This is a genomic window from Heyndrickxia coagulans 36D1, from assembly GCF_000169195.2.
GTDB lineage: Bacteria > Bacillota > Bacilli > Bacillales > Bacillaceae_C > Weizmannia > Weizmannia faecalis.
In genome coordinates this window covers 2,358,559-2,379,764 of the sequence record NC_016023.1, presented here as the reverse complement: position 1 = coordinate 2,379,764, position 21,206 = coordinate 2,358,559, and the positions used below count along the sequence as shown (strand labels likewise).

Below are 21,206 nucleotides of genomic sequence, written 5' to 3'. Positions count from 1 at the left end.
CATTCTCCTGCTGATGCCGCGTGCACTGCGATGGACGTCTAATCGAAAAATGCAAGGCCTTTTTCGATTTCATTGCGGGCATCCGGATCTTCTTCCTGTTCGCGTGCGGAAAGAAGTGCAGCTTTTGCTTCTTCCCCGCCGATTTTCCCAAGCGCCCAGCCTGCCGTCCCGCGAATAACCGGGCGCGGATCTTCCTGCAAAATTCGGATCAGCTCCGGTACTGCGCTTTCTTCCTTAAAATGGGCGAGCGCGATAATCGCGTTTCGCTGGATCGGCTTTTTCCCGCGCCACGATCCTGCCATATGGCCGAACCGTTCTTTAAACGCGCGGTTGCTGAGGCGGAGAATCGGTTCCAGAAGTGGCTTGGCCGCTTCCGGTTCCGGCTCCATTTCCTCATGAAAATGAAAATCAATCCCTTTGTTTTTCGGACAGATTGTCTGGCACGAATCACAACCGTACACGCGATTGCCGATTTTCCCTTTAAACTCGTCCGGCAAGTAATCTTTTGTCTGCGTTAAAAAGCTGATGCACCGTTTGGCATTCAGCTGCCCGGCAGAAACAAGCGCGCCGGTCGGACAGACATCTAGGCATTTCCGGCAGTCACCGCACTGGTCCTCAACAGGTGTATCCGGTTCAAACGGAATATTGGTAATCATCTCGCCTAAGTACACATAGGAACCAAATTCCGGTGTGATGATCGAACAATTTTTTCCGCTCCAGCCAATGCCGGCCCTCTCGGCTACCGCCCGGTCGGAGAGTTCCCCTGTATCGACCATCGATTTGCAGCGGGCCCCTTCCACTTTTTCTTTAAGAAAATCTTCCAGTTTCGAAAGCTTGTCCCTTAAGATGGTGTGATAGTCCTCGCCCCAAGAAGCCCGGCAAAAGATCCCGCGGCGTGCGCCTTTTTTCCCTTTCGGCGGATTCTTGATTTTGGACGGGTAGGCGAGCGCAACGGCAATAATCGACTGGGGCGAATCAAAAATTAAAGAAGGATTCACCCTTTTTTCAATATCTTTTTCCTCAAAGCCGGACTGGTAGCCGAGTTCCTGTTGACGGATCAGGCGCTGCTTCAACTCCGTAAACGGGTCTGGAGAAGCAAACCCGATTTTGTCGATTCCGATCGTTTTGCTGAAGGCAATGACTTCTTTTTTCAATTCGGCCGTATCCATGATTCACCTCCCCCAAAAACAAACAATTTATATAAAATGAACTTAAGTTTTTGCATTCAGTCCGACCACCAATTTGCATGACGAGGACTTTTTGTACGGCAACAAGCGGCAATATGCGTATTGCTGCCATTAAAAACGCGCCATCATCAACTATAAAAATGATTGTCACAATAAAAACGCAGGGATTCTCCCCCGCTCTCCGGGTGAAACACTGCGTTGCTTCTTACATACATCAAAAAGATATGAACATTATATTAAAGACATCCGCTTCTGTAAAGAAACGCGGGGATCCGTCCATCAAAAAACTGTTACCCCTGTTACATTTTCCACCAACAGGGTAATGCAATAAAAAATAAACAAAAAGGGGTGTAGAAATTGTTCGGCGAAATTATAAAACTTTCGCTCGGTTTTTTTGCGGTGATGAATCCGATCGGGAATATTCCAATCTTCATTTCATTAACTGGTGGATATTCCTTAAAGGACAAACGGAAAACCGCCCGCAAAGCGGTCATTGTTTCTTTTATCATACTAACGGTTTTTCTTTTTCTTGGAAAATTATTGTTCGAGGTCTTCGGGATTACGATTCATGCGTTTCGCGTTGCAGGGGGGATCTTAATCTTCGGGATTGCCTACAGCCTGCTGCACGCTAAAAATGCAAGATCGCAAAGCCCGCATCCGAATGAGCGGAAAGAAGTTGAAGCCCGGGATGACATCTCTATTACACCGCTTGCCCTCCCGATCCTGGCCGGGCCCGGGACGATCGCAACCGTCATGGCGCAGACGTCTTCCCATTCCCTGCCAAACCTGGCAAGTGTTTTAATCGGCTATACCATTGTGCTCGCTTTAACCTTTGTATTGTTTTATTATTCATCTTCGATTATCTCTAAGCTCGGGCAAAGCGGCCTTAACATTATAACAAGGCTGATGGGGCTGATTCTTGCCGTCATGGCGGTTCAAATGATCGCAAGCGGCATCCACGGGCTGTTCCCGAAGCTGTAAAACAATCCGCTTCCATATACGGAACATATGGATATCTGCGTCCCGTTCTGGTCCCCCGGTTGAAAAAACGGTGCCGGTTGCGGAAACAGCGGGGTTCCGCAAGCCAAAATTTGAAAAGGCAGCACAATACCCAAGGATCATACGGGTATCTGAGTCGCATTCCGATCCCCCGTTGAAAAAACCGGTGCCGGTTGCGGAAACAGCGGGGTTCCGCAAGCCAAAATTTGAAAAGGCAGCACAATACCCAAGGATCATACGGGTATCTGAAAGCCCTGTTCCGGTTTCTTGGAATGAAAAAAGCCGGTGCCATGTGTCGGCACCGGTTTTTTCAGCTATGAAAGGATTCGGTTAAAACCGGAACAATTTGTTTTTTCCGTGATACAACGCCTTTTAAAGTGGCCGTGTTGTTTTCCAGCTTGACATTATAGGCTTTTTCCACAATATCCGCCGATTTGCCGAGTGCAAGTGCGACGGAATCGTTTGTTAAAATATCCGTTACAACAAACAGGAACAAATCAAGCCCTCTGTCTGTAATCTGCGCTTGGATCGCCTGTTCAATTTCCGCCTGTTTCACGAGCACGTCATTTGTATCAACGGCATTTACCTGGGCAATCACCACTTTATGGCCAGCCATATCAAATTCTTTGGAGTCAAGTGTAATCAGCTGTTCCACCGTTTTGTCACTTAAATCCGCGCCGGCTTTCAGCATTTCAAGGCCGTATGTATCTGCATCCACACCGGCAATTTCAGCCAGTTCTTTCGCTGCCTTCACATCTTCTTCCGTGCAAGTCGGGGATTTAAACAAAAGCGAGTCGGAGATGATCGCAGAAAGCATCAGGCCAGCTATTTCTTTACTGATTTCAACCCCATTCTCTTTGTAAAGTTTATTTAAAATCGTTGCTGTACAGCCGACCGGTTCCGCACGGTAATAGAGCGGGTCGCTCGTTTCAAAATTGGCGATGCGATGGTGGTCAATGACTTCAAGGACCCGCACGCTGTCAATGTCGTCCGCGCTTTGCTGGCGTTCATTATGGTCCACAAGAATGACATTTTCCACTTCGTTTGCAACCGTTTGAACGAGGCGCGGCGCTTCCATGTGGAATGTTTCCAATGCGAATTTCGTTTCATTGCTCAATTCTCCTAACCGGACCGCCTCCGCGTCAACGCCCAATTTTGTTTTTAACGCTGCATAGGCAATCGCTGAACAAATCGCATCCGTATCCGGGTTTTTATGGCCGAAAACAAATACTTTTTCCATTTCTTTGCTCCTTTTCTAAAAAAATATGAAGGAAATCTGGCATAGACATTCCTATTATAAAACATTTCGGGAAAATTTTTAAACATTGTCCGCTGGATGGATCAGAAAAAATCGGAACGATCCGCTTTTGCCCATCATACGATATACCGGTTGAAAGTGAGGAGGGAATCCAATGTTTGTCCATCCGTTTGATGATCATGCCGGTTTGAGAAACACACAGCCTGACGCCGGGAACCAGCAGGCAGTATGGCTCGCCAATCTAATCCAGGCAATAAACGGCGAATATAGTGCCATCGCCTGCTACGAGCAAATCGCAAGGAGAGCCCCGTCTGCTGAAGCCCGTAACATCATTATGGAAATCCGTGATGATGAGATTCGCCATTTCCAGACATTTTCGCAGTTTTACACGAACCTCACAGGCAGAAGGCCGCAGCCGCAAATCAGCGAAGCCTGCCCTTCCACTTACAAAGGAGGGCTTGAATTTGCCGTGAAAGACGAACAAAACACGGTCGATTTTTACAGAGAATTGGCGCGTTCCGCAAATAGCCCTGCCATGAAGCAGGCGTTTCTTGAAGCGGCAAGAGACGAACAGCATCACGCCGTCTGGTTTCTTTATCTGCTCATCAATATCCGCTGACCGTGCGCTCAAACACCTGCCAAAAATTCCCGGATCACCCGCACAAATTCATGGGGCTCTTCAAGGTACGGCTGGTGTGAGCTGTTTTCAAACATATGGAATTTTGCCCCCGGTATGAGCCGGCTATAGGCCCTCGTTGTTTCCGGCCTGGCTTCATCGTAACGCCCGCAGGTAAATAAGGCAGGCAGCCTGATCTCATGCAGGCGGCCTGTTACGTCAAATGTTTTCAAATTGCCGGACGGGTAAAATTCTGACGGCCCCCACATCGTCAAGTATACTTCTTCATTCGGACGGGCAAATTCCGATTGCAAGACGGCCGGCTTTTCTTCAAGACGGTTGACAAATTTTTTATAGAAAACTTTCATTGCCTCTTTGTATTCCGGAGAGGATGTCCGCCCCTCGCGTTCTGAACGCGCCAAAATTTCCTGGACATCGGGCGGCAGCTGTTTCCGGTGTTCATCCTGATCCTCTTTCCACTGTGGAGCGCTCAGGCATGGCCCGGAAAATATAACGCTTTTTACCCCTGCCGGCTGCTTCAGCAAATAGTTTGCCGCAAGCATTGTTCCCCACGAATGGCCGAGGATGTGGACTTTATCCAATGCAAGTGCCTCACGAAGCCGGGCAAGCTCCTCTGTGAATCTGTCAATTGTCCAGAGTAAGGGGTCATCCGGGTGGTCTGATCTTCCGGAACCGAGCTGGTCGTAAAAGACAACCGGCCGTTCATCCCCGAGTGCTTCAAGGGCAAAAAACGGCATATGTGTCCCACCAGGCCCGCCGTGCAATACGATAAGCGGCGTTTTGCTTCCGGTGCCCGTTATTTTGTAAAAGACATTCCCTCCCGTGACTTTCACATATCCTTCTGCCATATTGGGTTAACCACCTTTCGCTTTCCCTCATCCATATTTTACTATACAAAGCCTTTTTTCTGGATATTTTTTACCCCTTTGTTTACAATACAAAATGCTGGTTAAAGCATAGCTGTAGACTGTAAAGATAATAAAAAGGGAGTTGACAACATGAGAAAATACATCAAATGGCTGGCCGTGTTTTGCTTGCTGCTTGCGTTAACGGCATGCGGAAAAAATACGGACAACCAGAACGCTTCAAAATCCAATGACTTATACGGCCAGATCAAATCAAAAGGCGTCCTTTTGATCGGGACAGAAGGAACATATCCGCCATTTTCTTTCCATAAAAACGGAAAATTAACAGGCTACGATATTGATGTTGCAAAAGAAGTTGCAAAACGGCTCGGATTAAAAGCCGAATTTAAAGAAACCCAGTGGGATGCCATGTTTGCCGGGCTCAATTCCAAACGGTTTGATATGATCGCAAACCAAGTCGGGATCCGCGCAGACCGCCAGAAAAAATATGATTTTTCCACACCATATACGATTTCAAAAGCCGTTGTCCTTGTACGCAAAGACAATACGAACATCAAGTCCTTTGCTGATTTAAAAGGCAAAAAATCAGCCCAATCGCTTACAAGCAACTTTGCCACTATTGCCAAGAAAAATGGTGCCAATATTGTAAGTGTGGAAGGCTTTAACCAAGCGATCCAGCTTTTGACTTCAAATCGTGTGGATGCAACGGTCAATGATTCCCTAACTTATCTGGATTACAAAAAGCAAAAACCGAATGCTGCCATTAAAGTTGCCGCCACCGCAAACGATGCCAGCAAATCCGCTCTTTTGTTCCGGAAACATTCAGGAAAATTGACAGACAAAGTAAATGATGCTTTAAAAGATATGAAAAAAGACGGCACACTAACAAAAATTTCAAAGAAATGGTTTGGTGAAGATGTTTCCCAATAACCTTGCGTTTATCAGCAGCAACCAGCTGCATTTGGTGCAAAGTTCCCTTCTGTCGATGCTGAAGGGAGCTTTGCATTATACGATTCCATTAACGATTATTACTTTCTGTATCGGTCTTGTGCTGGCACTCGCCACGGCGCTGGCACGGATTTCCGGCATTAAAATACTGGAATGGATTGCCCGAATCTATGTCTCAGCAATCCGCGGAACCCCGTTGCTTGTGCAATTATTTATCATTTTTTACGGGCTGCCGTCTGTGCACATTACCATTGGTTCTTTTCCAGCCGCCATTATCGGCTTTTCGCTCAATGTCGGCGCGTATGCATCAGAAATTATCAGGGCAGCGATTTTGTCGATTCCAAAGGGACAATGGGAAGCAGCCTATTCGATCGGGATGAACTATTCACAGGCTTTGAGAAGAATTGTACTCCCACAGGCCGTCCGCGTATCGGTACCGCCACTTTCTAATACGTTTATCAGTCTCGTGAAGGATACGTCTCTTGCTTCCTTGATTTTGGTGGCCGATCTGTTCCGTAAAGCCCAGGAAATTGCCTCCACCACTTATCAATTTATGCTGCTGTATGTCGAAGCGGCCTTTTTGTACTGGGTGATTTGTTTGATTCTCTCAATAATCCAGCAAAAATTGGAAGGCCGTTTTGATAAATACATCAGCAAGTAAGGAGGGACCTGTATGATTCGAATAGAAGGGTTACATAAACAATTCGGCAACCTTGAAGTGCTAAAAGGAATTGACTTAACCATTGAAAAAGGGAAAGTGATCGTCATCATCGGCCCATCCGGTTCTGGTAAAACCACGCTGCTTCGCTGCATGAATGCTCTTGAAGTTCCAAATCAAGGCAGAGTACAGATCGGTGATGTATCCGTTGACTTTTCCCAACATCCCGGTAAAAAAGAACGCGCGGCTTTGCGGCAAAAATCCGGCATGGTTTTCCAACAGTACAATCTTTTCCCGCATAAAACGGTTCTCGAAAATGTGATTGAGGGGCCTATCATTGTAAAAAGGAAAAACCGCCAGGATGCAGTAAAAAAAGCTGAAATGCTGCTGGAAAAGGTAGGCCTGCTTGATAAAAAAGATGCGTATCCGGCAAGCCTTTCCGGCGGTCAGCAGCAGCGCGCCGGGATTGCGCGGGCGCTTGCGATGGAGCCGGAAGTAATGCTGTTTGACGAACCGACATCCGCACTGGACCCGGAACTTGTGAGCGGCGTGCTAAATGTGATGAAGGAGCTTGCTGAAGAAGGGATGACAATGGCCGTTGTCACACACGAAATGCGGTTTGCCCGCGAAGTTGCAGACAAGGTGATTTTCATGGATGGCGGTGTCATCCTGGAGCAAGGCAAACCGGAAGAAGTATTCCATCATCCAAAAAATGCACGGACCAAGCAATTCCTGCAGCTGATTCAAAACTAATGAAACGGATCAGGTTTTTCGATATAAAACGAGCTGCCCTCTATCAGGCAGCTCGTTTTATATTACTTGATTTTTTCAGCCGAAAAAGGGGATACGGTGTGTGTGTCAACAACAGCAACCGGCACTTTTTCTTTTTTCTTTGATGTTAAGAAGGCGTACATGGCACCGACAAAGACGCCGCCGCCAATCATATTGCCGAGCGTTACCACACCAAGGTTGTGCAAAATGCCCACGAGTGTAATGGTATCCGGGTATGGTGCGGCAAGTGCCAGCGAGAACAGCACCATATTGGCAATGCTGTGTTCGTAGCCTGAAATGACGAAGCCAAACACGAGCAGCATCATCGAAGCGATTTTAGCCCCGTCTCCCTTTACGTTTATCGGAACCCAGAACCCTAAACAAACAAGCCAGTTACAAAGAATCGAACGGAAAAACATTTGGGCCGTCGTCAGGCTAATTTTCCCACCAACAACCGACATTAAAAACTGGCTGTTATCCGAATCCGCATAGAGTCCGCTGTAATGGATAAACAGCGCGAAAATCGCCGCACCGATCAAATTTCCGGCATACGTTGCCACCCAGTTTGTGAGCGCATCTTTCCAAGTTGTCGCTTTTTTTACCGTGCTCATTGTCATCATCATCGTATTGCCGGTAAAAAGCTCGCCGCCGCCAAACATAATAAGCACAAGCGCTGCGCCAAAAAATATTGAAGCCATAAAGGAAGTAACCGGAGACTTCGCATCAAAAAACGGCTCAGCAAGACGGTAACATATTATAATGGCAAAACCGATGAACATACTTGCCAACGCTGCTTTTGTCACATAACGAAGCAAGGATTCTTCCAGATATTTTTTCTTATTTAATGCCATTTGAACAACAGATTCAACGGCCTCGTACATAAACACCATCTCCAACATGAAAAATGTTTAATTGTGAATCATATCACAAACAACTGCCTTTCTATCATATCCCCTTTTTCCCTGTTTGTGTTTGTATATATTTTGAACGTTTATGAAACGATTACACGAGAAAAGGTAAACCAGCAAGGATATGAAAATTCCGAGAAAGCGAGATTGGAATAATACATTTGAGGTATGGGAAGATAAATAGTAAGATGAAGTGTAAATCTTTAGTATAAAAAAATAAATTTACAGATCCCCACGTTGGGGTGAATAAATCTCAGGATTAGGAAAATAAATTACGGATTTGGGTGAATAAAAAGGAGGAGATGCTGTTCACACCTCCTCCGTCTTCTTCCTTACATCGCTGCTTTTATAATCGCTTCCACTTCTTTTTGTGTTGGTTTGCGCGGGTTTGTGGCTGCGCACGCATCCTGCATTGCATGCTGGGCGAGGATTTCGATATCTTCTTCTTTAGCCCCGAGTTCTTTAAAGCCTTTCGGAATGTTCAGCTGTGCTGCCAGCCTTTCAATTGCTGTAATGGCTTTTTCCGCCGCTTCGTCGACGCTCAGGCTATCCGTCTTCTCACCCAGTGCAACGGCAATTTCTGCAAATCTTTCTTTCCGCGCAATCAGATTGAAACGGCACACATGCGGGAGCAAAATCGCATTGCAAACGCCGTGCGGCAAGTTATAGAAACCGCCGAACTGGTGCGCAATCGCGTGGACATAGCCCAAAGATGCATTATTAAACGCCATGCCTGCCAAATACTGCGCATATACCATTTGTTCACGCGCTTCCATATCATTGCCGTTTGCAACAGCCTTTGGCAAATATTGCGGAATAATTTGAATCGCTTTAATGGCGCATGCATCCGTTACCGGTGTGGCCGCAGTTGAAACATATGCTTCCACTGCATGGGTCAAAGCGTCAAGCCCCGTTGCCGCAGTTAAAGACGGCGGCATCCCGACCATTAATAATGGATCATTAATGGACAAAACCGGTGTCACATGTTTATCTACAATCGCCATTTTCACTTTCCGACTCGTATCGGTAATAATCGTAAATTTTGTCATTTCGCTGGCAGTCCCGGCTGTTGTATTAATTGCAACGAGCGGCACCATTGGTTTTTCAGAACGGTCCAGCCCTTCATAATCATGGATTTTGCCCCCATTGGCCGCAACGAGCCCGATCCCTTTTGCACAGTCATGCGCGCTCCCGCCGCCAAGTGAAACGATTGAATCGCAATTTTCTTCATGATAGGTTTTTAACCCGTCTTCCACATTTTTGTCTGTCGGATTTGGTTCAGCCTTCGGATAGATCGCCACTTCCAGGCCGGCTTCTTTTATATAGGCTGCAATTTTTTCGGAATACCCCAGTTGGTGGAGCCCTTCATCGGTTACAATCAGCGGTCTGCGACACCCAAGATTTTTCAGCCTGTTTCCAATTTCTTCTGCCGTCCCCTGTCCAAACAAGTTTACGGAAGGCATTTGAAAATCAGTACGTAATCCTGTTAACATCTTTCCCCACTCCTTTTATGTAACTGCTTACATGAAAAATATAACGCAAACGCTTTCATCTGGCTGTGCCAATTTTGTGAAATATTGAGCATGTTACCAAATCACAAACTCTCCTCAAGAAGAATAATCATGTGAAAAACTGATCAATTTGTGTTATAACACGCTTTCATCGCATTTTTCTATTATATATCTACGGCCAAATGTTTTGAACATTCTTTGACAACTGCATTTTTCGGCCTTGAAATGTGAACGCTATCACTATCTTTTTAAAATCGACCATGCTAAAATGAAAGCGTAATAAGAAATGTTCACTATTTAACAAACAAACATCCAATTCTGAAGGCAGCTCATTAATCGGCTTAAAGGAGGCCATTTAAAATGACTGAACAATTACTGACAAAAGCAACGCTCTCCAAAAAACAATGGGAAGGCTTCAAAGGAGGAAACTGGCAAAAAGAAATCGATGTAAGGGACTTCATTTTGAAAAATGTAACCCCTTACGAAGGCGATGAAAGCTTTCTTGCCGGCCCGACTGAAGCCACTTTAAAATTATGGGATCAGGTCATGGAACTGTCGAAACAGGAACGCGAAAAAGGCGGCGTCCTGGATATGGATACGAAAATTGTATCCACCATTACCTCGCATGGCCCAGGCTATTTAAACAAAGAACTTGAAAAAATTGTCGGTTTCCAAACCGATAAACCGTTCAAACGTTCGATGATGCCGTTTGGCGGAATCCGGATGGCAGAAAGTGCCTTAAAATCTTACGGCTATGAAATTGATCCGGAAATCAAACATATTTTTACAGAATGGCGGAAAACCCATAACCAGGGTGTATTCGATGCCTACACACCGGAAATCAAAGCTGCACGGCATGCCGGCATTGTAACAGGCCTTCCGGATGCTTACGGCCGCGGCCGCATTATCGGCGACTACCGGCGCGTTGCCCTTTACGGTGTAGATTATTTAATTGAGCAAAAGAAAAAAGATCTCGATTTAATCGGCTGCGGCTTGATGACAGAAGAAGTCATCCGTGAACGTGAAGAACATTCGGAACAAATTCGTGCATTGCAAGAATTGAAACAAATGGCACAAAGCTACGGATTCGATATTTCCGAACCGGCTTCAAACGCACAAGAAGCTTTCCAATGGCTGTATTTCGCGTATCTGGCTGCCATTAAGGAACAAAATGGTGCGGCCATGAGTCTTGGGCGCACATCCACTTTCCTTGACATTTATATTGAAAGAGATTTGAAAAACGGTGTCCTGACTGAACGGGAAGCACAAGAACTCGTCGACCACTTTGTCATGAAACTCCGCCTCGTCAAATTTGCAAGGACGGAAGATTACAATGAACTGTTCAGCGGCGACCCGACATGGGTAACAGAATCGATCGGCGGCATGGCTTTGGACGGCCGTACACTCGTTACGAAAAACTCGTTCCGCTTCCTGAACACGCTCGATAATCTCGGCCCTGCGCCGGAACCGAACCTGACCGTGCTCTGGTCGACGAAACTGCCGGATAAATGGAAACAATATTGCGCGAAAATGTCGATCAAGACAAGCGCCATCCAATATGAAAACGACGACTTAATGCGTGAAGAATACGGAGACGATTATGGCATTGCCTGCTGTGTATCGGCGATGCGGATCGGCAAACAAATGCAATTCTTCGGCGCCCGTGCCAACCTGGCAAAAGCTTTGCTGTATGCGATTAACGGCGGCGTTGATGAACGGTATAAAATGCAAGTCGCACCTCCGTTCCAGCCGATCACATCGGAATATCTCGATTACGATGAAGTCATGGAAAAATACGATCGGATGCTAGACTGGCTTGCAGGCGTTTATATCAATGCTTTGAACATCATTCATTATATGCATGACAAATACAGCTATGAACGGCTTGAAATGGCATTGCATGATCGCAATGTACTGCGCACGATGGCTTGCGGCGTTGCCGGCCTGTCTGTTGCAGCCGACTCTCTAAGCGCCATCAAATACGCGAAAGTAAAAGTCATCCGTGACGAAGACGGCCTTGCTGTTGACTATGAAGTCGAAGGCGATTACCCGAAATACGGCAACAACGATGACCGCGTCGACCAAATTGCCGTCAATCTCGTCAAATCGTTTATGCAAAAACTGCAAAAATATCCGACTTACCGGAACGCTGTCCATACTTCTTCGATCTTGACGATTACATCGAACGTTGTATACGGCAAGAAAACAGGAAGCACTCCGGACGGCCGGAAAGCAGGCGAACCGTTCGCACCTGGTGCAAACCCGATGCACGGCCGCGATTCCCACGGCGCAGTCGCATCGTTGACATCTGTTGCGAAACTGCCTTATAAATATTCGCTTGACGGCATTTCCAACACTTTCTCGATTGTCCCGGAAGCGCTCGGACACGAAGAAGAAACACAGGTCTCCAACCTGGACGGCATGCTGGACGGCTATATGGCGAAAAAAGCGCACCACTTAAACGTCAACGTCCTGCATCGCGAAACATTGCTGGATGCGATGGATCATCCGGAAAAATATCCGCAATTGACGATCCGTGTATCGGGATATGCGGTAAACTTCATCAAATTGACAAGGGAACAACAACTTGAAGTCATTAACCGCACGTTCCATGAAATGATGTAAACTGATTCGGGCGGCATGCACCTGCGTGCCCCCTCCCCCCTATTAAACACTTAACTTATGGGGAATCTATATAGAAGGATTTGATTGAGATGAACATGACAACGCGCATTCATTCCACTGAATCGTTTGGCACAGTCGACGGGCCTGGCATCCGCTATGTCGTATTTACGCAAGGCTGCCCGCTGCGCTGCAAATTTTGCCACAACCCGGATACATGGAAAATCAATGAAGGCAATGAAATGAGCGTCGAAGAGATTATGAGCGATGTGCGCGATTACCTGCCTTTTATTAAAGCTTCCGGCGGTGGCATTACAGTGAGCGGCGGCGAACCACTTTTGCACCTCGATTTTCTAATCGAATTGTTTAAAGCGTGCAAAGAAATTGGCGTCCATACTGCCATTGACACAGCGGGCGGATGTTTCTCGCGCAGTCTCCGGTTTATGGAAAAACTGGATGAATTGATGAAATATACAAATCTTGTGTTATTGGACATCAAGCATATTGACCCGGAAAAGCATAAATGGCTGACGGGCATGTCAAATGAGCATATTCTCGATTTCGCCCGGTATCTCGCTGACAAGCATATTCCGGTCTGGATCCGCCATGTGCTCGTTCCCAGCGTCGATTCAGAAGAAGATTTGCAAAAAACATCTGATTTTATCCATTCGCTGCCAAACGTTGAAAAAATTGAAATCCTTCCGTACCATAAGTTAGGCGTCTACAAATATGAGGCGCTCGGCATCGACTATCCCCTCAAAGGTGTCGAACCGCCGACAAAAGAACAAGTTGCACATGCGGAACAGATTTTAAAAAGGGAATTGCAGTAAAGAAAAAGCGCCGGCTGTCCGCCGGCACTTTTTTATTCCGCCTAAAAGAACGATACAATGTTAAGAAAGTGGAAAAACTTAGAGCTCCTCTCCCCTGAAAAATTGCCCCGGGGTTTTTTATCCTTTTGCTGGTAACGCGTCATACGGCAAGATAAACGGCAAAATGGTCGCCTTCCTTCGCCTAGAGCACGTCTACCTAAGCTTCGCTGATGATCCACTATCGCCCATGCGCAACGGCCACGGCACTAGGCAAAAGTGCATCATCCCAAATTTCCAGGATTGCCTCCGGAGAAAGCTTTTCTCAATTGCAACAGTTCATGCGCAAGCTTTCGGATGCGTGCCTGGATATCGGCATTGATGATTTCATTGTCCTCATTAAAATCATCATTGTGGATAAAAACATTGCGGACTGCACAGGTGGCCTTTAAAAAGGTTAACACCGGTTTCAGCTGGTATTCAGCAACAAGAAAATGTTTGTCCGAGCCGCCGTTCATCACAATGCCGCATACTTTGGACTGAAAAGCATCGCGGTGCAAATGGTCGAGCAGATTTTTCAAAGCGCCTGTAATGGACGCCTGGTAAATTGGCGAGCCAAAAACAAGGATATCCGCTTCAAGCATTTTATTAACGACCGCAATCGTATCATCATTGTAATAAGAAAGTGGAAACCCTCTTGCAAACTCCACTTCATAATCTTTTAAATCGAGCAGTTCAGTTTCCGCTTCCGGATCTTCCGCTTTAATTGCCATAAGCACCTCATATACACCAATGGAGGTCTTCTCACCGGTAAGCGAGCCGGATATACCTAAAATTTTCACCGTTTCCACTTCCTGATGTCATTTGAAATTTTCCTTAATATATGCCGCTTCTTCAGAAGGCGTCAACCGCCGCTCCGCTTTTCCGATGTTGCCTTTCTGGTAAGCCCAAATCTCATTATGGGCCTTCACCGCATTGCTGAAATCGCCTTTTTTCCACGGTTTTAATATACTGAGCAGCATATCCTGCAGTTCTGTATCCGCAAAAGTTTGATTGCTAATTGCCGAATACAGGGCGTCCACCTTTTCTTTTGTGATTTCGGAAGCTCCCCATTTTTCATTTGCCGCCACTTTTTGATGCGTCATATTATGTACTTCCTGCACCAATGCTTCTTCGCTCATGCTTTTGTATGCCGAAAGTTTGCGCTCAGGCGTCTTCTGGCGGAAGCTTTCCTGTATAACCGCTTTTGCAGCCGTCTCTTCCTCTGCAGCCGGTTTTTTCGAAGGTGCTGCCTCCGTTGCAATCGCTTCTCCTTTGTTAAAGTAAAAATAAGTGACACCTGCAATAAACATAAACACAGCAATCCCCATCCCAACGACAAACCGTTGAAACACAGCATCTCCCCCTTTGCTTATCATACGAAATTCGTGCTGCCCCGTAAAAAATCCTGCTTTATCATTGTATTAATGCAGCGAAAAAATTTTACCGGAAATTGGCGGAATTCCGTTTTTCTTAATAAACATCCCGTTTTGTAAACACAACAAAAGAAACCACGAGCGAGAGAAAAAGCCACACAAGCAGCACAGCAACCGAAAATCCGAGCGTCATGCCTGCAACAGGCGGGCTTGTACCATTGAGATAATTTGTCAGCTGCAAATTCACCATAAACAAATATTTTGCGCTTGGCCAAGCCGATACCATGTTGGTCAAAATCGCGCCGGCAATCAATGAGGATAACATAATTCCCATTACGGCGGCCGTGCTGCGCAACAGGACAGAAAGCATAAACGTGAGGCTGCCTGAAACGACGCAGACAAACCAGGCAAGGCCGAACGCCATGAGCAAATATTTCCATTGCGGGACAGCATGCACATGTGCAGTAAGGAGCTCGTCCCCTTTTATCGTAAAACCGGTAAGCATTGGCATGTTCCAGCCGCGGTAGCCGAATACTATTCCGGAAATGGCATAGGTAAAAACGGCTGTGCACAGCAAAATAAACGAAACGGACAGCAGCATGGCAATGTACTTGCTAAGCAGGATGCGCCATCTTTTCACAGGGCGCGTCAGCAATAATTTGATTGTCCCGCTGCCCGCCTCAGCAGACACAATATCGCTTGCCGCCACCATGACGAACAGTGGCAAAAGCATGCCGATCGCATTTTCAATAAATACCCGCATAAACGTCGGGGCGCCCGGCGCGTTCGGATTGATGTTGTGGTTGAGATAATATTGTTCCTGGCTCAATGTGATACGCAAATATTTTTTAAAATCATCAGAAAGGCTTGCCGATCCGAGCCGGTTTTGCGTATCGACAATTTGTTTCTGGAGCTTAACCCGCCAGTCGGTTGTCCCGATTTTTTCCTGCAGCGCTTTCGATTCTTTGTACTGCGCGTAGGTAAAAATGGGAACAAGGCAGGCGATAATCAAGATAATGACAAGAATCCGCTTTTTCTTCCAAAGCTTCAACTGTTCATTGTATATAAGTTGGATCATTTTTTCCTGCCCCCTGTCAGTTCCAAAAACAAATCTTCAAGCGCCGGCAGCACGGCCTTCATTTCTTTCACCCTGACCCCGTTTTGAACGAGCATCTCGTTCCATAAAGCATTTTTTTCTTCATCATAAGGGGTCACAAGGAGGCCGTCTTCCCCTTCTGCCACCTGTGTCTCCGCCTGAAGCAAGGTGCGTGCTTTCTCTATTGGCGCAACTTTCCAAAAGGTACGCGCTTTTTCGGAAAGCAGCTCGTGTACATTCCCGGTCCGAATCACCTGGCCGTTATGGATAATGGCCACTTTGTCGCACATCAGCTGCACTTCGCTTAACAAATGCGAAGAAACGAGGACGCTTAAATGCGCTTTTTCGGCAAGCGACCGGATAAATTCGCGCATTTCCCGGATGCCTGCCGGGTCAAGCCCGTTTGTCGGTTCATCAAGAATCAAAAGCTTCGGGTTTCCAAGGAGCGCCTGGGCAATGCCAAGCCTTTGCCGCATGCCGAGAGAGTATGTTTTTACTTTATCATGGATCCGGCCAGTTAAGCCAACGAGCGCCGCCACTTCATCCAGCCTGTTTCTCGGAATGGACGGATCCATCCGTGCAAAATAGGCAAGATTTTCATAGCCGGTCAAAAACGGGTACATCTCCGGATTTTCGACAATGCAACCGAGATTTTTCATGGCTTCCGTAAACTCGGTCCGTACGTTTTTTCCGCCGATCAAAATTTTTCCCGAAGTCGGGCGGATCAGACCTGTCAGCATCCGAATGGTTGTTGTCTTCCCTGCCCCGTTCGGCCCGAGAAATCCGAATACCTCTCCCGGCATCACTTCAAAACTGATGCCTTTGATGATTTCTTTCCTGCCAATTTTTTTATGGACATCGATAACCTTAAGTGCGGGAATCGTCGTCATTTCGCTTTCTCCTCCCGATAATGGATCAGGGAAGCAACACGCTCTCCGATCAGTTGATAACCGGCCGTATTCGGATGGAATTTGTCACTGTATAAATAGTCGTTTACATTTTGTTCAAAAAGGTCAAACGTCGGCACATAGATGATTTTTGGAAAGTCAGACGCGACAGAAGCAGAATCAAAGTTCCATTTTCTGACGATCGCAGATGTCGTTTTCGCCTCGGACAAGTCAATAAAAGGATTATACAGCCCGACATGATAGACGATTGCCGTTTTGTTCACAGCCTGGATCCCTGCGTAGATCTGTTTTAAATTGGCCAAATAAGGCTTTTCCAGCTTTTCGATATAGGCGGTATTCAAATGGTCAAGCGCCTCCCCGCCCGCAAACAAATCATTGCCGCCGATGGTCAGCAAAATGATATCCGCGCTCTTGAGTTCGCGTTTGATTTGCGGCTGTTTGATCTGCTCAAGCAGCCCGCTTGATGTAAGCCCTTTGATGCCATTGTTTTGGAGCAGAACAGCCTTCTTCGTTTTTTTCTTTAAACGATCCGCAACATAACCCGCATATCCCTTTCCTGCTGTATCTCCCGTTCCCCTTGTGAGTGAGTCGCCGATTGCTGTAATCGTGATTTGTTTCGTACCACCCGCTTTTGACGTGTTATTGCCGGTTCTGGCAGTTTCCGTCTTTACGCCTGTTGCTTTCGTCTGCTGGTCTTCAAACACCATCCACAGGCCGGCCAGAAACAACAAGGCTGACACGGCAGAAACAATAGAGATGGCGGAAATTAAATGCTTTTTCATTTCGCTATTCCTTTCTTTCCTGTTTATAACTTAAAGGATAGCAAAGGAAGCCGACTTTTTAAAATCGCGTGCTTTAAATAAATGCACAGGGTCCATTCTAAAAAAAGCGTTGTCCGGTTTCCAGGTAACACGCTGCAGAAATGTTTGATTGCTGCGAGCTCTCTCCCAAAATACAGGGCTGATGGGTTTTACGGAGACGAAACGGTGCAAGTTGCCAAGTACTGTAAAGGAAAGCGGATATAGAATTATGAACCGGCGCAGCGGGATTGGCTGGTGTTGCCCAACAGTTTTTAAAAAACATTTATACACATGGGATCAAACAAGCGTGCGAAAAATTTTCAAAAAATATAATAAGATTAAAGAATTCTGTAAGAATAATGAATATCCAACAAAATAAAACAACTGCTGGTATATCGTGGATTCGAGGAGTTTTTTACAAGTAAATCGCAAATAAAGCCGCCAAAACAGCCATAACAAAGTAATCATTACTATCCATTTTCGTACCGTTTTTAACAAAAACACTTAAAGCCCAATGCAATATTGTTCCATCAGCCGTCTTAGAAACGAATTTTTTGCCGATATTGTAATACAGCACTTTGAATAAGGCAAATGCAATTGAAAGAAACAAATAAAGCAAGATAAACTTACCAAAAAACAAAAGCATTGCCGCCACTCCTATATTTATTATTCTTCAATCAATAACTTAATTTTACCAAAAACGTCTATAAGAGAAAAAGGGACATTTGTAATGGCTTCCATTTTTTTGTACAAATTTTGTACAGAGGTAAACAAAAACTTGATAAATTGATGGTTTAAAAGATACGTTCGACCCCCGACCACCGGTACGCGCTCTTTTCGCGTCAAAATCAATTATGATCAGGATGAGATTGCTTTTGGCGACACATGAAAAAGTAATGTTTAGTCCAACTTATATAAAAAGATGATGTTTTCTTTGACAAAAAAGCTTATCAAATTAGTGATGAAATTTTCATTCAATGTAGATAATATACATAGGATCTAGTATAATATAGATAGTCCGTTAATTAGTAGACAGCTTAAAGGAATAAGTAGGTAAATTGGAATATCATGTATAAAATTGAAACTCAAAAAAGAATTTTATGTACCTTAAACAACTGGCAGGAGGAGAAATCGTCCCTGAAGATCAAGACAGCAATAATAGAACAAAGTCCCTTAAAAATAACTGAAAATTCTCCAACATCAACCCAACACTGTAATTATTATAGAAAGAATATGGAATGAAAAGCGATTTTCAAATTTATGCAAAGGAGGTAGACCGGTGCTAAATACGCATAATGACATAAAGCAAACATATTATGCAGAAATCAAAGAAAAGAAGATTAGTTCTTATGGAGCTTATGCAAAAAAGGGAAAGGGAGTCAAACACGAGATAGGAAAAATTTATTTTGCCAGTGACTTATTAAGAGGGAAAGAAAAAAAGTTATATAAAAAATCAGGAAAGGTAAAGGTGTACAATATGTTTACAAGTTTAATGACCTACGAAGATTTAAAATCGCATCCGAAAGAACGACAAACGGAAATTTTAACAAAATGGAGGGAGACCTATTCAGAGAATGAAATAATAGAAGCATTAGGTGTTGAAGAAGAGGTGTACTATCAATTGTTGACTGATTTAGGACTTGAAATGAAGAAGAAACGGACAATTCCGCACTCAAAACCGGACGCTGATCCAAACCAAGTGATTCCATTTAATGATTTAAAAAAGCTTCCAAAAAAAGATCAATGGCTGCTTATATCCGAATATACGGAAAAATGGAATGCCCAATCAATTGCAAAAATTTGGGGGAAACGAGATTCTTCCGTTCATAATTATAAACACAATCTGAAAAAATTAGCCCTCAAAAACGGGTGGATAGATGAATATAAGAAAGATAAAGCACAGGAGAATATAAAAGATTTTACGCCGGCTGCTGTGGAATCCGGACAAGAACCAGCTGGAAATGCAGGGGATGAACGTGTTGACCAACTGATGAGTGAGTTTAAGGAAATGAAAATGTTGATTAATAACTTATTATCTTCAAATAACCAAGTTGCCGTTGAAGAAACAGAAAAGATAGCTGAACGTGACGCAACAGAAAATGAAGAAAATAATGAAAAACCGGAGTCCTTTACGATGAATTATGAAAATGAAACAGAAGGATTTATTATCTTTCAAGACTTAAAACGGTTCATCGCAGTTTTGGAAAAAAATCCGGATCGATTTAAAGTTGAAGTGAAGTTAACTCGAATTGAAGAATAATTTTTCCTGAAGAATTTGGGCTAATTAGAAAATCAAACGAATAGCCGGGATGTAGAATACTGGCGCTACAAAAATTACCATTGAATATAAAAATGGATAAAAAAATGCTATGTTAAGTGATTTTTACTGCAAACGTCAGTTCCTTTTTTATCTATTAAATTTTTTTTAAAACAACTAGGTAGCACCCAAGAAGCTCATTTTTTAAAAGCCACACGCTAAAGTCAATTTTGCATGTGGCTATTTCTTTATTTAGTGTGAAATCTTTCAAAGAGAACTCTTTGGGTGCTAATATTGTTAAGTGCTTTGCAATCTTAAGAAATTTTCAGTGGCAATTAATGAGTGCTCCTCTAAAATCATCATTTCTTTGATTATATAGAAAGGCAGCCCATCCCTTGTCTCAATTCATTTAGTTATTCACACATTTTTTAATTTTTTTCACTTCATCTATACTGAGTTTTACCATTTTTGCAACTTTTTCAACTGAAAATCCTTCCCTTAATAACTCGGCTGCCAAATTCCTTTTTTCTTCCATTTTCCCTTTTTCAATCCCTATTTCAATTCCTTCTTCCTTCCCCTTTTCAATCCCTTTTTCAATCCCTTTTTCTATCCCTATTTCAATTCCTTCTTCTTTCACAGTTTTCAGATACTCTGCAAATGTAGGAGCTTCTTTAAGCTCTTCAGAATACAGCATATGGTTTGCCTCCTTTTCAATGTGAATAAATAACTCTTTCGTTAATTGTTTTGTTAACTCACCAGGAAGATACAGAAGATAGTCAATAAAGTAACAAAGCGCTTCCGCATAATTAGAACTAAGATTTTGGTTGGATAAGATGAATTCTTTTAACAATTTTTTCTTAACTTCATATCGTTTCTGATAGTTCTTTTCCGTTAGATGAAGGTAAATACCCGCCAATACTGCAATGGCAAAAGGGTTCGTAGACTTTTTCAAAGAAGGAATGTCCGCTTCATTAAACTTATAAGTGTTAAAGCGATACGTAAGTTCAGTGCCGTAAAAGGAGTATTGGAACGGCTCTGAGTTATTTGATTTAGACAAATCGGTCAAAATCGCAATGGAATAAATGTTTTCTTGGAAGCGATCAAACAAGCGATAAAAATAAGTAAACATTCGTTTGGAAAAGTCCGGATCTTGTTTTTCTTGAATTTCAATGTGAATGAATACATATTTTTCTTCGCCGTTTTTCAAGGAAACCTTTACAATTTTGTCTGCAATTCTTTTCCCTTTTTTATGCTTGATGATGACTTTGTGCAGTTCCTGTTCGAGAAAAACAATTCCTTTTCCAAAATCAATGGTCTCATACAAATCAGGTGCAAAGAATAAAATAAATTCCTCAAACAGTTCACTTATAATTTTCTTCCAAAGCCCGTCGTAATCAGTTCCGGGTAAATAGTTTACCTTTTTCTCCAGAATAAGTACTTCTCCCATTATTTTACCCCATCCTTTGTTAAAATTGAATTATTAATCATATTATACACGATGAGAACGTTTGTTTCCACAAAATTTTTCGACCACTATATTGTGCTCCACCAGGTTTTAT

Annotated in this window: 20 protein-coding genes; 8 read left to right on the top strand and 12 right to left on the bottom strand. The window is 44.2% G+C overall.

Annotated features, from left to right (window positions below; all coding sequences use genetic code 11):
* Positions 1-38: 38 nt before the first annotated feature.
* Positions 39-1,169, bottom strand: coding sequence for a tRNA epoxyqueuosine(34) reductase QueG (queG, locus tag BCOA_RS28370; RefSeq protein ID WP_014097429.1), 1,131 nt, complete (start codon positions 1,167-1,169; stop codon positions 39-41).
* A gap of 375 nt (positions 1,170-1,544) precedes the next feature.
* Between queG and BCOA_RS28365 the strand changes: the two genes are divergently transcribed.
* On the top strand, positions 1,545-2,168 hold the full coding sequence (locus BCOA_RS28365) for a MarC family protein (protein WP_014097428.1): 624 nt from the start codon (positions 1,545-1,547) through the stop codon (positions 2,166-2,168).
* Between the two features lie 328 nt (positions 2,169-2,496).
* Here BCOA_RS28365 and BCOA_RS28355 read toward each other — a convergent pair whose 3' ends face one another.
* Positions 2,497-3,426: a manganese-dependent inorganic pyrophosphatase gene (locus BCOA_RS28355; protein ID WP_014097427.1), complete on the bottom strand. Its 930-nt coding sequence runs from the start codon at positions 3,424-3,426 to the stop codon at positions 2,497-2,499.
* Between the two features lie 172 nt (positions 3,427-3,598).
* Here BCOA_RS28355 and BCOA_RS28350 point away from each other — a divergent pair, with 172 nt between their 5' ends.
* Positions 3,599-4,063 (top strand): ferritin-like domain-containing protein, encoded by a 465-nt coding sequence (locus BCOA_RS28350; protein ID WP_014097426.1) that lies wholly within the window; start codon positions 3,599-3,601, stop codon positions 4,061-4,063.
* Between the two features lie 8 nt (positions 4,064-4,071).
* Here the strand turns inward: BCOA_RS28350 and BCOA_RS28345 are convergent, their stop codons facing one another.
* Positions 4,072-4,929: a proline iminopeptidase-family hydrolase gene (locus tag BCOA_RS28345; RefSeq protein ID WP_014097425.1), complete on the bottom strand. Its 858-nt coding sequence runs from the start codon at positions 4,927-4,929 to the stop codon at positions 4,072-4,074.
* A 150-nt stretch (positions 4,930-5,079) separates the two neighbouring features.
* On the opposite strand from BCOA_RS28345, the gene BCOA_RS28340 reads away from it, so the two are divergent.
* From BCOA_RS28340 to BCOA_RS28330, 3 genes are read left to right on the top strand one after another with little or no spacing between them, the layout of a single operon-like run.
* On the top strand, positions 5,080-5,877 hold the full coding sequence (locus BCOA_RS28340) for an amino acid ABC transporter substrate-binding protein (RefSeq protein WP_014097424.1): 798 nt from the start codon (positions 5,080-5,082) through the stop codon (positions 5,875-5,877).
* Positions 5,864-6,556 carry an amino acid ABC transporter permease gene (locus BCOA_RS28335; RefSeq protein WP_014097423.1) on the top strand — a complete coding sequence of 231 codons (693 nt, stop codon included), beginning with the start codon at positions 5,864-5,866 and terminating at the stop codon, positions 6,554-6,556. The genes BCOA_RS28340 and BCOA_RS28335 overlap by 14 nt, the downstream gene beginning before the upstream one ends.
* Positions 6,557-6,568: 12 nt before the next feature.
* Positions 6,569-7,306 carry an amino acid ABC transporter ATP-binding protein gene (locus BCOA_RS28330; RefSeq protein WP_014097422.1) on the top strand — a complete coding sequence of 246 codons (738 nt, stop codon included), beginning with the start codon at positions 6,569-6,571 and terminating at the stop codon, positions 7,304-7,306.
* A gap of 62 nt (positions 7,307-7,368) precedes the next feature.
* On the opposite strand, the gene BCOA_RS28325 is transcribed toward BCOA_RS28330, so the two are convergent.
* Positions 7,369-8,205, bottom strand: a complete 837-nt coding sequence (locus BCOA_RS28325; RefSeq protein WP_014097421.1) for a formate/nitrite transporter family protein — start codon at positions 8,203-8,205, stop codon at positions 7,369-7,371.
* Between the two features lie 359 nt (positions 8,206-8,564).
* Complete coding sequence (locus BCOA_RS28320) at positions 8,565-9,725, bottom strand: iron-containing alcohol dehydrogenase (protein ID WP_014097420.1); 1,161 nt, start codon at positions 9,723-9,725, stop codon at positions 8,565-8,567.
* A gap of 378 nt (positions 9,726-10,103) precedes the next feature.
* Here BCOA_RS28320 and pflB point away from each other — a divergent pair, with 378 nt between their 5' ends.
* Together pflB and pflA are read left to right on the top strand one after the other, a co-directional pair.
* Positions 10,104-12,368: a formate C-acetyltransferase gene (gene pflB / locus BCOA_RS28315; protein ID WP_014097419.1), complete on the top strand. Its 2,265-nt coding sequence runs from the start codon at positions 10,104-10,106 to the stop codon at positions 12,366-12,368.
* A gap of 89 nt (positions 12,369-12,457) precedes the next feature.
* The gene (gene pflA, locus BCOA_RS28310) at positions 12,458-13,195 is read left to right on the top strand and encodes a pyruvate formate-lyase-activating protein (protein WP_014097418.1); all 738 of its coding nucleotides are present in this window, start codon (positions 12,458-12,460) and stop codon (positions 13,193-13,195) included.
* A 260-nt stretch (positions 13,196-13,455) separates the two neighbouring features.
* Here pflA and BCOA_RS28305 read toward each other — a convergent pair whose 3' ends face one another.
* The 6 genes from BCOA_RS28305 to BCOA_RS28280 all read right to left on the bottom strand — a co-directional run bounded on the left by BCOA_RS28305 (position 13,456) and on the right by BCOA_RS28280 (position 18,036).
* Positions 13,456-14,013 (bottom strand): NADPH-dependent FMN reductase, encoded by a 558-nt coding sequence (locus tag BCOA_RS28305; RefSeq protein WP_014097417.1) that lies wholly within the window; start codon positions 14,011-14,013, stop codon positions 13,456-13,458.
* 18 nt (positions 14,014-14,031) lie between these two features.
* The gene (locus tag BCOA_RS28300) at positions 14,032-14,565 is read right to left on the bottom strand and encodes a DUF6241 domain-containing protein (protein ID WP_014097416.1); all 534 of its coding nucleotides are present in this window, start codon (positions 14,563-14,565) and stop codon (positions 14,032-14,034) included.
* 118 nt (positions 14,566-14,683) lie between these two features.
* Complete coding sequence (locus BCOA_RS28295) at positions 14,684-15,664, bottom strand: ABC transporter permease subunit (protein ID WP_014097415.1); 981 nt, start codon at positions 15,662-15,664, stop codon at positions 14,684-14,686.
* Entirely contained in the window at positions 15,661-16,572 is a 912-nt protein-coding gene (locus BCOA_RS28290; RefSeq protein WP_014097414.1) for an ABC transporter ATP-binding protein, read from the bottom strand. Before BCOA_RS28290 ends, BCOA_RS28295 begins: the two co-directional genes overlap by 4 nt.
* Entirely contained in the window at positions 16,569-17,372 is an 804-nt protein-coding gene (locus BCOA_RS28285; RefSeq protein ID WP_014097413.1) for a GDSL-type esterase/lipase family protein, read from the bottom strand. The genes BCOA_RS28290 and BCOA_RS28285 overlap by 4 nt, the downstream gene beginning before the upstream one ends.
* Before the next feature lie 433 nt (positions 17,373-17,805).
* Positions 17,806-18,036, bottom strand: a complete 231-nt coding sequence (locus BCOA_RS28280; protein WP_014097412.1) for a hypothetical protein — start codon at positions 18,034-18,036, stop codon at positions 17,806-17,808.
* Between the two features lie 633 nt (positions 18,037-18,669).
* Between BCOA_RS28280 and BCOA_RS28275 the strand changes: the two genes are divergently transcribed.
* A complete protein-coding gene (locus tag BCOA_RS28275) occupies positions 18,670-19,650 on the top strand; it encodes a hypothetical protein (RefSeq protein ID WP_014097411.1) in 981 nt (326 codons plus the stop codon).
* A 406-nt stretch (positions 19,651-20,056) separates the two neighbouring features.
* Here BCOA_RS28275 and BCOA_RS28270 read toward each other — a convergent pair whose 3' ends face one another.
* Complete coding sequence (locus tag BCOA_RS28270) at positions 20,057-21,094, bottom strand: hypothetical protein (RefSeq protein ID WP_014097410.1); 1,038 nt, start codon at positions 21,092-21,094, stop codon at positions 20,057-20,059.
* Between the last annotated feature and the right edge of the window lie 112 nt (positions 21,095-21,206).